We start from the raw sequence: 13,793 nt of genomic DNA on the forward strand, positions 1-13,793 counted from the left end.
TATTTATCTGCGTAGCCGAATAGGAAGGCATCGCGCGGGCGGCGCCGATGCGTTGTCAGACGTAAAGTATAACATGGTTTTTTATACAGTATTGCATCCCCTGTGGCCGCGCTGCCAAAAACGCATACAATTCAGGAGTTGACTCACTCTGGCCCGCACCGGACAATCCTTCGCCCAGGCGCTTTAGATAACGAACAGAGGTTTGATGGAAGCCTATTTACAACATTTGCTCGCTCAATCATTGGCTTTCACTCTGATGGTCATTTTTTTGGTGACCTTCCTGGAATCGCTGGCGCTGGTGGGGTTGCTGCTGCCGGGCACCGTGATGATGGCCAGCGTTGGCGCACTGATCGGCAGCGGCCAGGTGGATCTGTATCTGGCCTGGGCGGCCGGCGGCATCGGCTGTTTCCTCGGCGATTGGATCTCCTATTTTATCGGCCGGGCGTTTAAAGAGCCGCTGCACCGCTGGTCGTTCCTGCAGAAGCATAAGGCGATGCTTGACCGCACCGAACATGCGCTGCATCAGCACAGCATCTTTACCGTGCTGCTGGGGCGTTTCGTCGGGCCGACGCGGCCGCTGGTACCGATGGTGGCCGGCATGCTCGATTTACCGCCGTATAAATTTGCGTTGCCGAATATTATCGGCTGCATTACCTGGCCGCCGGTCTACTTCTTCCCCGGCATTCTGGCGGGGGTGGCGATTGATATTCCGTCCTCGGACAACAGCGCGCTGTTTAAGTGGCTGCTGTTTGGTTCGATAGTCCTGCTGTGGCTGGCCGCCTGGCTCAGCTGGCGCTGGTGGCGGGAAGACAAACGCGGCAGCGACCGACTGAGCCGCTGGCTGACGCCGCTGCGGCTGCGTATGGCCTGCGTGGTCGGCTGGATCGCCGCCGCTGTCTGCTGTTACCTCATGAGCCAGCAGCCGCTGATGCCGGTATACCGCCATCTGCTGTGGCAGGTGCTGGCCGGGTAATCTGGGGGCGGAGTGTTCCGCCCCGTTTCATTACTGGAAAAACGCTTCCAGCTGTTCAAACACCCGCAGGTCTTCGCTGTGGCGTTTTACCTGCAGCACATCCTCCAGCTTTTCCACCTGACTGATCATCTGCACCAGCCGCTGGTCATCGGCCACCAGCAGCCAGATGCGGCTCTGCCTGCCGTCTTTCAGCGGCATACACAAAATGCCTTCCACGTTAAACGCACGGCGGGCGAACAGGCCGCAGACGTGCGACATCACGCCGGGATGGTTGCGGACCGCCAGTTCGAGAATGACCTGTGATTTCTGTTGGGGTTGTAGCATGGCTTATTCTCCAATCATGTCGATGTTGGCGGCGCCCGGCGGCACCATCGGGAAGACTTTTTCGTTAGTGTCGATCAGCGCGTGGATCAGGCACGGGCCGGGGCGCGCAATGGCCTCCGCCAATGCAGCCTGCGGATCGGCGGCGGCGTTCAGGTCGCAGGTGTCCAGCCCGAAGCCGGCGGCGATGGTCAGGAAATCGGTACGCTGCGGATAAGCGGCGGCAAAGATGCGCTGCTGATAGAACAGGGTTTGCTGCTGATGCACCAGTCCCAATGCCTGGTTGTTCATCAGGATGATTTTGACGTCCAGATGGTGCTCGGCCGCGGTGGCCATCTCCTGAATGTTCATCATCAGGCTGCCGTCGCCGGAAAAACACAGCACTTTACGCTGCGGTTCGGCCAGCGCCGCGCCGATCGCCGCCGGCAGGCCGAAGCCCATGGTGCCCAGCCCGCCGGAGGTCAGCCACTGGCGCGGACGGCGCAGCGGATAGGCCTGCGCCACCCACATCTGATGCTGGCCGACGTCGGTGGTGACGATGGCGTTTTCATCCACGCAGCGCGCGGCGGCCAGCACCAGTCCGTAATGGCTGAGCGGTTCGTCGGCGTGCGGCATGCTGAACGGAAATTCGCGCTTGAGGTCGTTGACGGTATTCAGCCAGGCGCTGCGCGGCTGGGCGTCGATCTGCGGCAGCACCTGTTGCAGCACCTGTCCGACATCGCCGTGGATCGCCACCTGCGGCTGTTTTACCTTGCCCAGCTCCGCCCGGTCGATATCTACGTGGATGATTTTGGCGTTCGGGCAGAACTGCTCGGTTTTACCGATGGCGCGGTCGTCAAAGCGCGCGCCCAGCACCACCAGCAGATCGGCCTCCTGCAGGATAAAGTTGGTGCTGCGCGCGGCGTGCATGCCCAGCATCCCCAGCGATAACGGATGGTCGACCGGCATGGCGCCCAGCGCCATCAGCGTCATGGTGGTCGGCAGGCTGGCGCGCTCGGCCAGCTGCAGCGCGGCGCGGTGCGCGTCGGCGCAGATAATGCCGCCGCCCAGATAGAGAATCGGCCGCTGGGCCTGATTGATCATTGCCGCCGCCCGGGCCACGTCGGCGGGGTTGAAGGCCGGCGCGGCGTCTGGCTGCGCCAGCGGCGGCAGCTGGTCCAGCTCAATCTCGGCGGTTTGAATATCCTTCGGCACGTCGATCCACACCGGGCCGGGGCGGCCGGATTCGGCAATGCGGAACGCATCGCAGATTACCTGCGGCAGCTCACGGATGTCGCGTACCAGATGGTTGTGTTTGGTGATCGGGATGGACATGCCGTAGGTGTCCACTTCCTGAAAGGCGTCGGTGCCGATCATTGAGGAGGGCACCTGGCCGGTAATGCACACCAGCGGAATGGAGTCGAGCTTGGCGTCGGCGATGGCGGTGACCAGGTTGGTGGCGCCCGGGCCGCTGGAGGCGATGCAGACCGCCGCTTTACCGTTGGCGCGCGCCATGCCCTGCGCCATAAAACCGGCGCCCTGTTCGTGACGCGCCAGCACGTGACGGATGGTGGCGCTTTGGCTTAACGCGTCATACAGCGGCAGCGCAGCGCCGCCGGGAATGCCGGCGACGGTGGTGATGCCCTGACGCTCCAGCAGATGAACGATCAGCTGCGCGCCGGTAAAGCGTTTGCCTGCGTGAGGCGTGCCCGTAATTGCCATGTTCCTGTCCTTTCTCAAGGCCGGTGAGCTTTGGCGGGCAGGGTGCTAAAACAAGAAACCCCGCCCGGTTTGCGCCGGCGGGGTTTGGGAATCGATGCGTTGATTCGGACCCTACGGCGCATTGCCGACGACCACCACCACACGCACGACGACCACCGCGGCTGGTAGCGCGGTAACTAGTAGGGTCGAAGTCAGCGAGGATGCGATCACAGGGAACCTTATCATCAGTAAAAAACTCAGGATTTTATAAAAGCACAGGTGCAAAATTCGCACAACCGCTTTATTGCCGCAGCATAAAAAACGCGCGTCAGATCACGCTTTTCCGTTGATGCCCAAGATATGCGCTGCGGGGGCGCTGCCGTCCAGCAGCGGCTGCGTCGGGCCGTCATAATAGATGCGGCCGTCCACCACCAGCAGCGTGCGCGGGGCGATGCGCGCGGCGTCGTCCAGGTTGTGCGACACCATCAGCAGCGTCAGTTCGCGCTGTCGGCACACCGTATCCAGCAATTGCAGCATCTCGCCGCGCAGCGCCGGGTCGAGCGCAGAGAAAGGTTCGTCCAGCAGCAGAATCGGCCGCTGGCGGATCAGACAGCGGGCCAGCGCGGCGCGCTGGCGCTGGCCGCCGGAGAGCTGCGACGGCAGGCGCGGCAGGTGTTCCGTCAGGCCGACCTGATCGGCTATCTGCGCCAGCTGCCGTTTTTGCCCGGCGTTCAGCCTGAGACCGGGATCCAGCCCCAGCCCGATGTTTTGTTCCACCGTCAGGTGGGCGAACAGATTGTTTTCCTGAAACAGCATCGACACCGGCCGCTGCGCCGGCGGCGTGCGGGTATGGTCGTCGCCGTCAAGACGCAGGCTGCCGCCGTCCGCGCTCAGAAAGCCGGCAATCAGGCTGAGCAGGGTGCTTTTCCCCGCGCCGCTCGGCCCGAGCACCGCCACGCGTTCGCCCGGGCGGATACGCAGATCAAAGCGCATCGGCAGGTGCTCATACAGGTAGGTCAGTTGGTTAAGTTCTATCATCGCGGCCCGGTAAACGTTCAATCAGGGTAAAAAGCAGGAAGCACAGTAATAACAATAACAGGGCGGTGACCGCACCGTCATTGCTGCGATAGGCGCCGATCTGCTGGTAAAGATAGAACGGCAGGGTGCGGAACTGCTCGTTGCCGAACAGCGCCACCACGCCGAAATCGCCGATCGACAGCACGCAGGCGAAGGCCAGCGCCTGTGCCAGCGGGCGACGCAGGGCGCGCAGTTCGATCCAGCGCAGCCGCCGCCAGCCCTGCATGCCCAGCGACAGGCACAGCGGGTTGTAGCGCTCCGCCACGTCGCGCATCGGGTTTTCCAGCACTTTCAGCGCATAGGGCACCGCCATCAGCGCGTTGGTCAGGATCACCAGCGCATAGGGCGACTGCGGCAGCCCGACGGTGTCGTTCAGCAGCAGGAAAAAGCCGGTAGCCAGCACGATGCCGGGCATCGCCAGAATCAGCATGCCGCTCAGTTCCAGCGCCTGGCCCCAGCGTCGCTGTTGGCGCAGTTTCAGCTCGCGACTGCTCCACAACAGCATCATGGTCAGCAGCAGACATAGCAGGCCGGCGCCGACGGCGATGCGCAACGAGGTGAACAGCGCCTGCCACAGCGCCGGCTGCTGCAGCACGCTGGCGATTGCCTGATTGGCGCCGTCGACCACCACCGCCAGCAGCGGCGGCAGCAGTAATAGCAGAGCGGCGACGATCAGCAGCGCATCGGTCAGACGCCGGCGGCGGCTGTCCTGCGGGTTGCGCCATTGCATCGCCTGCGTTGCGCCCACCGGCAGCGCCTGGCTGAGACGCTGGCTGAGCATCACCAGCCCCAGACAGCAGGCCAGCTGGATCAGCGCCAGCAGCGCGGCGTGGCTAAGGTCATAGTCGTAGCTCAGCGCCTGGTAGATGGCCAGCTCGATGGTGGTGGCCTGCGGCCCGCCGCCCAGCGAGAGTACGGTGGCGAAACTGGCGAAGCAGAGCATGAAGATCAGCGCGCCGCCCGGCAGGATCTGCCGGCGCAGCGCCGGCCATTCGACAAAGCGGAACTGCTGCCAGCCGTTCATGCCCAGCTGTGCGGCAAGCTGGCGCTGTTCAACCGGCACGTTTTCCAGCGCCTGCAGCAGCAGGCGGGTCGCCAGCGGCAGGTTGAAGAACATATGCGCCAGCAGAATCCCCTGCAGGCCGTAAGGCGAGAACTGATAGTCGAGCCCCAGCCAGGCGCACAGCGCCGCCAGCCAGCCCTGCCGGCCGTAGACGCTGAGCAGGCCGAACACCGCCACCAGCACCGGCAGCACCAGCGTCATGGCGCATAAACGCAGCAGCAACGCGCGGCCGGGGAAGCGGCGGCGGTACAGCGCCCGCGCCAGCAGGATGGCGGGCAGCACCGAGATCAGCGCCGACAGCAGCGCCTGCCAGAAGGTGAAGCGCACCACGTGCCACAGGTAGTCATCCTGCCATATCGACAGGGCGTCGCTGTGCGGCGCATGGTTCAGCAGCGAACCGAAGGCCAGCGCGGCCACCAGCAGAATCAGGCCGGCGGCCAGCAGCCCCGGCCACAGCCAGTGGGGGATTAACGGCTGACGGCGCTTTGCCATGAACGGATCCAGTTGCCTCGCTGTTTTGCCACCTCATCCGCGCCATATTGCAGCGCGGTCTGCGGCACCGGCAGTTGCGCAAAGCCGGCCGGCAGAGGGGTTTTGATCGCCGGATACATCCAGTTGCCGGTCGGGATGGCGTTCTGGAACGCCGGCGTCAGCATAAACTGCATAAAGCGCTCCGCCAGCTGCGGATGGCGGCTGGCCTGCAATTTAGCGGCGACCTCGACCTGCAGGTAGTGCCCTTCGCTGAAGTTGGCGGCGGCGTAAGCGTCTTTTTTCTCTTCAAGCAGATGGTAGGCCGGCGAAGTGGTATAGCTCAGCACCAGATCGCCTTCTCCTTTCAGGAACAGACCGTAGGCTTCGCTCCAGCCTTTGGTGACGGTGACGGTTTTCTTCGCCAGCTTCTGCCAGGCCTGCGGCGCGGCGTCGCCATAGACTTTCTGCATCCACAGCAGCAGGCCGAGACCCGGGGTGCTGGTGCGCGGATCCTGATAGATCACTTTCCATGGCTGGTCGCTTTCCACCAGCTCTTTCAGGCTCTTCGGCGGGTTTTTCAGCCGGTCTTTGTTGTAGACAAAGGCGAAGTAGCCGTAGTCATAGGGGATAAAGGTGCTGTCCTGCCAGCCGCCGGGCACGTTCAGCCGCGAGTGGTCCACCGTGCTGGCGGCGAACAGTCTGGTCTGGCGCGCCGCCTGCAGCAGGTTGTTATCCAGCCCCAGCACCACGTCCGCTTTGCTATTTTTGCCTTCCATCCGCAGACGATTAAGCAGTGAGACGCCGTCTTCCAGCGCCACGAATTTCAGTTCGCAGTTGCAGTCGGCCTCAAAGGCTTTTTTGATTGCCGGGCCAGGGCCCCAGTCGGCGGCGAAGGAGTCGTAGGTGTAAACCGTCAGCGTGTCTTTCGCCAGCGCCGGCGCGGCGGCCAGCAGCAACAGGCAAGGCAGGAATTTCTTGATCACTTTGCACTCCTGATAGTTAGGGCAGCAAAGGCATCTGAGGGGCTCCTGGGGAGCCGGTTGGCTGGCACTCAAATCCCTCCGCCGGTATTAGCCGGTTCAGGTTCGACGGGTTTGCTCTCAGCGAAAACCTTGTTCCGCACCCCGTTGAGACGGCGCTATTGTAAAGAGTTAGCGCCGCCGGCGAAAGATGCTTATGTCTCCGGCGGCGCGAACCAGGCGGATTTGAAGTCGAACCAGCCCAGCGTATTCATCCGTACGCCGCGCATGCTGCGCTGGCCGTGCAGCTGCAGCCAGTGATGGAACAGCGGATGCAACTGATGCTGGCTGACCAGCCGGCGACAAAATTCCGCCAGCGGCAGGCGGTTATCGCGCCACAGCGCGGCGTCCTGCGCCAGATCTTCGCTCATGCAGTGTTGCAGCAGCGGCAGCTCATACAGGGTGGCGAACAGTGAGAATTCCAGCGGCAGGGTGAAATTGGCGCTACCGAGCCACAGATCGCTCTGCGCCTCTCCCCGGTGCCAGACGTCGTAATCGACGATATTGACCGTCAGTTCTACACCGTGCTGCGCCAGCAGCGGCTGCAGGGCGTCGCCGATGGCGTTGAACTCCGAGTGTTCGCCGTAGTAGGTCAGCGTCAGCCGGCGCAGAGCGGCGGGTTTCAGCCTCTGGGTCAGTTCGCGGTTATGGTGCCAGCGCGGCAAAATGCCGTAGGCCGGCGACCAGTAACGCTGGCTGACCGGCCCGGAGAGGTTCAGCAGGGCAATAGGATTGAGCAGTTCGCACAGCCAGCTGCGGATGGCCGGATCGTCGCCGACGGGCGAACGCCGGTCGAACAGCAGAAAGTAGCAGCCTTCCTCCAGCCGGCTTTCCAGCTCATTTTTGCCGGTATCGTCGGCCTGCAGCTGCACGCCGGAGTGCATCAGCTCTTCGGTAATATCCGGCAGGACCCAGATATTCACTTCATCGATCAGGGCGCGATAGCCGAAGTAATCGTCAAACGCCTGGATCTTCAGTTGGCTCTGCTGGTTATGCACCACGCTGTACGGGCCGGTGCCGATCGGATGGCGGGCAAAATCCGGCAGAGTGCGCCATTCCTGCGGCAGAATCATGGCCGGCACGCTGCCAAGCAGCCAGGGCAGCCAGTAATCGGGGCTGTGCAGATGCACATCGATCACATGGGGCGTCGGCGAGTCGACGCGTGCGATATGGGCGAACAGCGGCTGCGACGTCAGGCGCGTCAGCGTCTGGATAACGTCTTCCATCTCCAGCTCGCGTCCATGATGAAAGTGGATAGCGGGGCGCAGATAGAAGCGCCAGTGCAGCGGGGTCAGCGCCTGCCAGTGGTGGGAAAGGTCGGACTCCAGTTCCCCGTTTTCCTCATTTATCCGCGTCAGGCCGCTGTAAATCTGCCGGGCCAGGTGCGTCTCCGAACGGCGCAGTGCCGAACCGGGCAGCAGATTGGACAGCGGCCGGTAGTAGAGCACGCGCAGGATATGTTTACCCTGGCGGAAACTGCGTCCCAGTTGGGACAGGAGCATCTGTCGCACCACTTTTTTATCGCCGACCAGCTGCACCAGCTGGTCGATGCGATCCTGTTCCAGCAGCGTTTCCGCCCGCTGTTGCTGCAGCGCCAGGCCGGTGTAGTGAAACTCCAGCCGCGAACGCTTGCCGCGCCCGGCCTCTGCCTGCCAGGTCAGCCACCCCTGTTGCTGCATGGCGCCAAGCAGCGAGCGTACATGACGGCGCGAACAGCTGAGCGCGTCGGCCAGCTCCTGCAGCGTGGTATCGCGGGCTTCGCCCTGGCAGCGTTGCCAGAGACGAATAAACTGCTGTTGCAGGCGTGGCGTGGACATAAAAGAGGAACTCCCCGACAGTAATCCGACAATTTATCTTTCCCTATATTACGCCGATAATTTGCTCAGACGAAAGAGAGGAGGGCGGGCTTATGAACGTTTTATTGTCGAAACAGTTTTATCAGCGCTATTTCGCCGCCGTTCGCCGCCAGCACGCCGACTGGCTGACCCGGCTGGTGCCGGAGCAGGCCAGGCTGGAAATATTGTCCCATTTAACCCAGTGGGATATGCCGACGCTGAGCGACGAAGCCTATCGCAAGCGCCTCTGATCTTTCCCCGCTATCCGTGGGTTTTCAGGCGACGCCTGAAAACCTGGGGAGACCAAGTGTTTCTGAGTAATGGTGCTTTTCACCAGCCAGTGGGGCGACCCACTGGCATTTTTATTTGCGGCGGGTGATTGCCGTTGTCGGGCGGTGCTTTTACTATTCGCTGACTTCTTCTACGCTGATTTTTTTATTGCGCCGTTTTCGCCTTGTTCAGGAATGCCGCTATGAATAACCGTTGGTCGCTACGCCGTTTTAACCCCGTTTTCGCCGCATTCCTTGCCGTCGCTTTTCTGGCCGGTATCGCCGGGGCGTTGCAGACGCCGACGCTCAGCCTGTTTCTGACTTCGGAAGTCAAAGTGCGGCCGCTGTGGGTCGGGCTGTTTTATACCGTCAACGCGGTGGCCGGCATCGTGGTGAGCTTCCTGCTGGCCAAACGCTCGGACACCCGCGGCGACAGGCGTAAGCTGATTTTAGGCTGCTGTCTGATGGCGGTAGGCAACTGCCTGCTGTTCGCCTTTAACCGCGACTATCTGACGCTGATTACCGCCGGCGTGCTGATGGCGGCGCTGGCCAATACCGCGATGCCGCAGATTTTCGCCCTGGCGCGGGAATATGCCGACAGCAGCGGCCGTGAAGTGGTGATGTTCAGCTCGGTGATGCGTGCCCAGCTGTCGCTGGCCTGGGTCATCGGCCCGCCGCTGTCGTTTATGCTGGCGCTCAATTACGGTTTTACCACCATGTTCCTGATCGCCGCGGGGATCTTCGTTGTCAGCGCGCTGCTGGTGGGGTTTTGCCTGCCTTCGGTGCCGCGCGAGGCGCAAACCGGCAGCCTGAATGTGACGCCGGTCGCGCCGCCCAGCGCCTGGCGCAACCGCGACGTGCGCCGGCTGTTTGTCGCCTCGATGCTGATGTGGACCTGCAACACCATGTATATCATCGATATGCCGCTGTATATCACCCGCGATCTCGGGCTGCCGGAGCGGCTGGCCGGCATTCTGATGGGCATCGCCGCCGGGCTGGAAATCCCGGCTATGCTGCTGGCGGGCTATGTGGTCAAGCGTTTCGGCAAGCGCCGGATGATGCTGTTCGCCGTGGCGGCGGGCCTGCTGTTTTATCTTGGACTGACGCTGTTCACCGCTAAACTGGCGCTGATTGGCCTGCAGTTGTTCAACGCGATCTTTATCGGCATTATTGCCGGCATCGGCATGCTCTATTTTCAGGATTTGATGCCGGGGCGTCCCGGCGCGGCGACCACCATGTTTACCAACAGTATTTCCACCGGCGTCATTTTAGCCGGGGTGCTGCAGGGGGCGCTGGTGGAGAATCTGGGACACTACGCGGTGTATTGGCTGGCGGTGGCGTTGGCGGCGCTCTCCTGGTGGCTGTGCGCCCGCGTGCGGGAGGTTTAACCGCTATTTTCGTTAACATTGATGTAAATCATTGAGAACATTAGCCCATAGTCGCAAGCTAAACGGACATAAGGCGTCGGCGTCGTTGGTTTTGCTCCACGCCGCCGCCGCGCCTCTCCGTTGAATCTCGTGGGTATGTTATGGATAAACTAACGCCGCTCAAGCCTGTTCCCTCCCTGATTGCCGTTGCCGCCACGCTGCTTATCTGGTTTGTCATCCCGGTTCCTGAGGGCGTTGAACCCAACGCCTGGCAGCTGCTGGCGCTGTTTATCGGCACCATTATCGCCATTATCGGCAAGGCGATGCCGATTGGCGCGGTATCGGTGATCGCCATCGCGCTGGTGGCGGTGACCGGCGTCACCAACCCCGGCAAGCCGGGGGCGGCGCTCGGCGATGCATTGAGCGGCTTTTCCAATCCGCTGATCTGGCTGATCGGCTTCTCTATCATGATCTCGCTCAGCCTGAATAAAACCGGGCTGGGCGGGCGTATCGGCTATTACTTTATTTCGCTGTTCGGCAAAAAGACGCTGGGCATCGCCTATGCGCTGACGCTGGCGGAGACCACGCTGGCGCCGGTGACGCCGAGCAACACCGCGCGCGGCGGTGGGATTATCCACCCGATTATGAAATCGATCGCCGACAGCTTCGGCTCCAGCCCCGGCTTGAACACCAGCGGCAAGATCGGCCGCTATCTGGCGCTGGTGAACTACAACATCAACCCGATCACCTCGGCGATGTTTATCACCGCCACCGCGCCGAACCCGCTGGTGGTCAGCCTGATCGCCAAAGGCACGCACAACAGCGTGGAGCTGAGCTGGGGCATGTGGGCGCTGGCGGCGCTGTTGCCGGGCCTCTGTTCGCTGATCGTAATGCCGCTGGTGGTGTATTTCCTCTATCCGCCGGAAATTAAAAGCACCCCGGATGCGCCGAACTTCGCCAAACGGCAGCTGCAGGCGCTGGGGCCGGTGACGCTGCCGGAGAAGATTACGCTGGCGGTGTTTGCGCTGCTGCTGGTGCTGTGGGCCGGTATTCCGGCGATGATTTTTGGTCCGGCGCTGGCGGTGAACCCGACCACCGCCGCCCTGATCGGCCTGGCGATTTTGCTGGCCAGCGGCGTACTGAGCTGGGATGACATCCTGAGGCAGAAGGGCGCCTGGGATACCGTGGTCTGGTTCTCCGCGCTGGTGATGATGGCGACCTATCTGGGCAAACTGGGGCTGATTAACTGGCTGTCGCAGACGGTCGGCGCCGGTATTGCGCATATGGGGATGAGTTGGGTGGGCGGCACGCTGCTGCTGACGCTGGTGTATCTCTATTCTCACTACTTCTTCGCCAGCACCACGGCGCACGTGACCGCCATGTTTGCCGCCTTCTTCGCCGCAGGCGTGGCGCTTGGCGCGCCGCCGGCGCTGCTTGGCCTGATTCTGGCGTTCTCTTCTTCGCTGATGATGTCGCTGACTCACTATGCGACCGGCACCGCGCCGATTATTTTCGGCTCCGGTTACAGCACGCTGGGCGAGTGGTGGAAAACCGGTCTGGTGATGAGCGTGGTAAACCTGCTGATTTGGCTGACGATTGGCGCCGCCTGGTGGAAGTGGCTGGGATATTGGTAAGGGCGGCGAGGGGCCGGTGATGAAGCAGGGGCGGAATATCCGCCCCTGCTGTGCGTCAGCGTGGCCGAATCAGTTGAGAAACGCCGGCTGATTGGCTTCGTAACGGGCGATATCCGCGTCGTGCTGCAGCGTCAGGCCGATGCTGTCCAGGCCGTTGATCATGCAGTGGCGGCGGAAGCTGTCGATCTCAAACGGGTAGCTGTGGCCGCCGGCGTTCACCGTCTGCTGTTCCAGGTCGACGGTAAACTCGATGCCTTCGTTGGCTTCCACCAGTTTGAACAGCGTATCCACGTCTTGCTCGCTCAGCGTGACCGGCAGCAGCTGGTTGTTGAACGAGTTACCGTAGAAAATATCGGCAAAGCTCGGCGCAATCACCACTTTGAAACCGTAGTCGGTCAGCGCCCACGGCGCATGTTCGCGCGAGGAGCCGCAGCCAAAGTTCTCCCGTGCCAGCAGGATACTGGCGCCCTTGTAACGCGCTTTATTCAGCACGAAGTCCGGGTTGGGCTGCTGGCCGGCATCGTCCAGAAAGCGCCAGTCGTTAAACAGGTGCTGGCCGAAGCCGGTGCGCGTCACCTTCTGCAGAAACTGTTTCGGGATAATGGCGTCGGTATCGACGTTGGCCGCATCCAAAGGCACCACTAAGCCGGTATGTTGAGTAAATTTAGCCATGGTGATGCTCCTTAGTGCAGTTCACGAATATCGGCAAAGTGGCCGCTGACGGCGGCGGCGGCGGCCATGGCCGGGCTGACCAGGTGGGTGCGCCCGCCGCGTCCCTGACGCCCTTCAAAGTTACGGTTGCTGGTGGAGGCGCAGCGCTCGCCCGGGTTCAGGCGGTCATTGTTCATCGCCAGACACATGGAGCAGCCGGGCAGACGCCATTCAAAACCGGCTTCGATAAAGATTTTATCCAGCCCTTCGGCCTCCGCCTGCGCTTTCACCGGGCCGGAGCCGGGCACTACAATCGCCTGGACGCCGCTGGCGACTTTGCGCCCTTTGGCAATGGCCGCAGCGGCGCGCAGATCCTCAATGCGTGAGTTGGTGCAGGAGCCGATAAACACTTTGTCGATCGCCACTTCGGTCAGTTTGATGCCCGGTTGCAGATCCATATAGGCCAGCGCTTTTTCGGCGGAAGCACGTTCGACCGGATCGCTGAACGACTCCGGCGCCGGGATGATCTGGTTGACGGCGATCACCTGCCCCGGGTTGGTGCCCCAGGTAACCTGCGGCGCGATATCTTCGGCGCGCAGCGTCACCACGCTGTCAAACTGTGCGTCGTCATCGGACTTCAGCGTGCGCCAGTAGGCGACCGCCTGTTCCCAGTTATCGCCGGTCGGCGCGAACTGGCGGCCTTTCAGGTAGGCGAAGGTGGTGTCGTCCGGCGCGACCAGCCCGGCTTTGGCGCCCATTTCAATCGCCATGTTGCACAGCGTCATACGGCCTTCCATGCTCAGCGCTTCGATAGCCTTGCCGCAGAACTCGACCACATGGCCGGTGCCGCCGGCGCTGCCGGTTTTGCCGATCACCGCCAGCACGATGTCTTTGGCGGTGATGCCCGCCGCCGCGTCGCCGGTGACCTCGATTTTCATGGTCTTGGCGCGCCCCTGTTTCAGCGTCTGGGTCGCCAGCACGTGTTCTACTTCTGACGTGCCGATGCCGAACGCCAGCGAGCCGAAGGCGCCGTGGGTGGCGGTGTGGGAGTCGCCACAGACGATGGTCATCCCCGGCAGCGTCATGCCCTGCTCCGGGCCGATCACGTGAACGATGCCCTGGAACGGGTGGTTCAGGTCATACAGCGATACGCCGAACTCCGCGCAGTTCTTGATCAGTTCCTGCATCTGAATGCGCGCCATCTCGCCGCTGGCGTTGATGTCTTTGGTCTGCGTCGACACGTTGTGATCCATGGTGGCGAAGGTTTTGCCCGGCTGGCGCACCTTGCGGCCCATGGCGCGCAGGCCGTCGAAGGCCTGCGGCGACGTGACTTCATGCACCAGGTGGCGGTCAATATACAGCAGCGGCGTTTCGTTCGGCGCTTCGTACACCACGTGGGCATCATACAATTTCTGATATAACGTCTTAGCCAT

General features: G+C 62.1%; 13 protein-coding genes and 1 riboswitch. Of the genes, 4 read left to right on the forward strand and 9 right to left on the reverse strand.

Annotated elements, in window-relative coordinates; all coding sequences use genetic code 11:
• Positions 1-205 precede the first annotated feature (205 nt).
• Positions 206-973: a DedA family protein gene (locus TAN611_RS03660; RefSeq protein ID WP_105229744.1), complete on the forward strand. Its 768-nt coding sequence runs from the start codon at positions 206-208 to the stop codon at positions 971-973.
• A gap of 30 nt (positions 974-1,003) precedes the next feature.
• Here the strand turns inward: TAN611_RS03660 and ilvN are convergent, their stop codons facing one another.
• From ilvN to sgrR, 7 genes are all read right to left on the reverse strand, one after another.
• Positions 1,004-1,297 carry an acetolactate synthase small subunit gene (gene ilvN, locus TAN611_RS03665; RefSeq protein WP_105229745.1) on the reverse strand — a complete coding sequence of 98 codons (294 nt, stop codon included), beginning with the start codon at positions 1,295-1,297 and terminating at the stop codon, positions 1,004-1,006.
• Positions 1,298-1,300: 3 nt separating this feature from the next.
• Positions 1,301-2,995, reverse strand: a complete 1,695-nt coding sequence (ilvB, locus tag TAN611_RS03670; RefSeq protein WP_203067302.1) for an acetolactate synthase large subunit — start codon at positions 2,993-2,995, stop codon at positions 1,301-1,303.
• A 111-nt stretch (positions 2,996-3,106) separates the two neighbouring features.
• Positions 3,107-3,220, reverse strand: a complete 114-nt coding sequence (ivbL, locus tag TAN611_RS03675) for an ilvB operon leader peptide IvbL (RefSeq protein WP_154747116.1) — start codon at positions 3,218-3,220, stop codon at positions 3,107-3,109.
• 87 nt (positions 3,221-3,307) lie between these two features.
• Positions 3,308-4,012 (reverse strand): thiamine ABC transporter ATP-binding protein ThiQ, encoded by a 705-nt coding sequence (thiQ, locus tag TAN611_RS03680; protein WP_187043634.1) that lies wholly within the window; start codon positions 4,010-4,012, stop codon positions 3,308-3,310.
• Positions 3,999-5,606, reverse strand: coding sequence for a thiamine/thiamine pyrophosphate ABC transporter permease ThiP (gene thiP, locus TAN611_RS03685; RefSeq protein ID WP_111737733.1), 1,608 nt, complete (start codon positions 5,604-5,606; stop codon positions 3,999-4,001). The genes thiQ and thiP overlap by 14 nt, the downstream gene beginning before the upstream one ends.
• The gene (gene thiB / locus TAN611_RS03690; RefSeq protein WP_105229749.1) at positions 5,582-6,568 is read right to left on the reverse strand and encodes a thiamine ABC transporter substrate binding subunit; all 987 of its coding nucleotides are present in this window, start codon (positions 6,566-6,568) and stop codon (positions 5,582-5,584) included. The genes thiP and thiB overlap by 25 nt, the downstream gene beginning before the upstream one ends.
• Positions 6,569-6,623: 55 nt before the next feature.
• Positions 6,624-6,722, reverse strand: a riboswitch (TPP riboswitch).
• Between the two features lie 37 nt (positions 6,723-6,759).
• Positions 6,760-8,421: an HTH-type transcriptional regulator SgrR gene (gene sgrR, locus TAN611_RS03695; RefSeq protein ID WP_105229750.1), complete on the reverse strand. Its 1,662-nt coding sequence runs from the start codon at positions 8,419-8,421 to the stop codon at positions 6,760-6,762.
• Between the two features lie 92 nt (positions 8,422-8,513).
• Between sgrR and sgrT the strand changes: the two genes are divergently transcribed.
• The 3 genes from sgrT (at position 8,514) to TAN611_RS03710 (ending at position 11,709) form a co-directional block, all read left to right on the forward strand.
• Positions 8,514-8,690 carry a glucose uptake inhibitor SgrT gene (sgrT, locus tag TAN611_RS03700; RefSeq protein WP_105229751.1) on the forward strand — a complete coding sequence of 59 codons (177 nt, stop codon included), beginning with the start codon at positions 8,514-8,516 and terminating at the stop codon, positions 8,688-8,690.
• Positions 8,691-8,911: 221 nt separating this feature from the next.
• The gene (locus tag TAN611_RS03705) at positions 8,912-10,096 is read left to right on the forward strand and encodes a sugar efflux transporter (protein ID WP_105229752.1); all 1,185 of its coding nucleotides are present in this window, start codon (positions 8,912-8,914) and stop codon (positions 10,094-10,096) included.
• Positions 10,097-10,236: 140 nt separating this feature from the next.
• Entirely contained in the window at positions 10,237-11,709 is a 1,473-nt protein-coding gene (locus TAN611_RS03710; protein ID WP_187043633.1) for a DASS family sodium-coupled anion symporter, read from the forward strand.
• Positions 11,710-11,778: 69 nt separating this feature from the next.
• On the opposite strand, the gene leuD is transcribed toward TAN611_RS03710, so the two are convergent.
• Together leuD and leuC are read right to left on the reverse strand one after the other, a co-directional pair.
• Positions 11,779-12,381: a 3-isopropylmalate dehydratase small subunit gene (gene leuD / locus TAN611_RS03715; RefSeq protein WP_105229754.1), complete on the reverse strand. Its 603-nt coding sequence runs from the start codon at positions 12,379-12,381 to the stop codon at positions 11,779-11,781.
• An 11-nt stretch (positions 12,382-12,392) separates the two neighbouring features.
• The gene (gene leuC / locus TAN611_RS03720; protein WP_111737731.1) at positions 12,393-13,793 is read right to left on the reverse strand and encodes a 3-isopropylmalate dehydratase large subunit; all 1,401 of its coding nucleotides are present in this window, start codon (positions 13,791-13,793) and stop codon (positions 12,393-12,395) included.

The organism is Serratia sp. Tan611 (assembly GCF_905188235.1).
Lineage (GTDB): Bacteria > Pseudomonadota > Gammaproteobacteria > Enterobacterales > Enterobacteriaceae > Serratia_B > Serratia_B rhizosphaerae.

Coding starts and splice junctions, on each gene's coding strand:
- TAN611_RS03660 (WP_105229744.1), top strand. CDS start 206: ATGGAAGCCTATTTACAACATTTGCTCGCTCAATCATTGGCTTTCACT.
- ilvN (WP_105229745.1), bottom strand. CDS start 1,297: ATGCTACAACCCCAACAGAAATCACAGGTCATTCTCGAACTGGCGGTC.
- ilvB (WP_203067302.1), bottom strand. CDS start 2,995: ATGGCAATTACGGGCACGCCTCACGCAGGCAAACGCTTTACCGGCGCG.
- ivbL (WP_154747116.1), bottom strand. CDS start 3,220: ATGATAAGGTTCCCTGTGATCGCATCCTCGCTGACTTCGACCCTACTA.
- thiQ (WP_187043634.1), bottom strand. CDS start 4,012: ATGATAGAACTTAACCAACTGACCTACCTGTATGAGCACCTGCCGATG.
- thiP (WP_111737733.1), bottom strand. CDS start 5,606: ATGGCAAAGCGCCGTCAGCCGTTAATCCCCCACTGGCTGTGGCCGGGG.
- sgrR (WP_105229750.1), bottom strand. CDS start 8,421: ATGTCCACGCCACGCCTGCAACAGCAGTTTATTCGTCTCTGGCAACGC.
- sgrT (WP_105229751.1), top strand. CDS start 8,514: ATGAACGTTTTATTGTCGAAACAGTTTTATCAGCGCTATTTCGCCGCC.
- TAN611_RS03705 (WP_105229752.1), top strand. CDS start 8,912: ATGAATAACCGTTGGTCGCTACGCCGTTTTAACCCCGTTTTCGCCGCA.
- TAN611_RS03710 (WP_187043633.1), top strand. CDS start 10,237: ATGGATAAACTAACGCCGCTCAAGCCTGTTCCCTCCCTGATTGCCGTT.
- leuD (WP_105229754.1), bottom strand. CDS start 12,381: ATGGCTAAATTTACTCAACATACCGGCTTAGTGGTGCCTTTGGATGCG.
- leuC (WP_111737731.1), bottom strand. CDS start 13,793: ATGGCTAAGACGTTATATCAGAAATTGTATGATGCCCACGTGGTGTAC.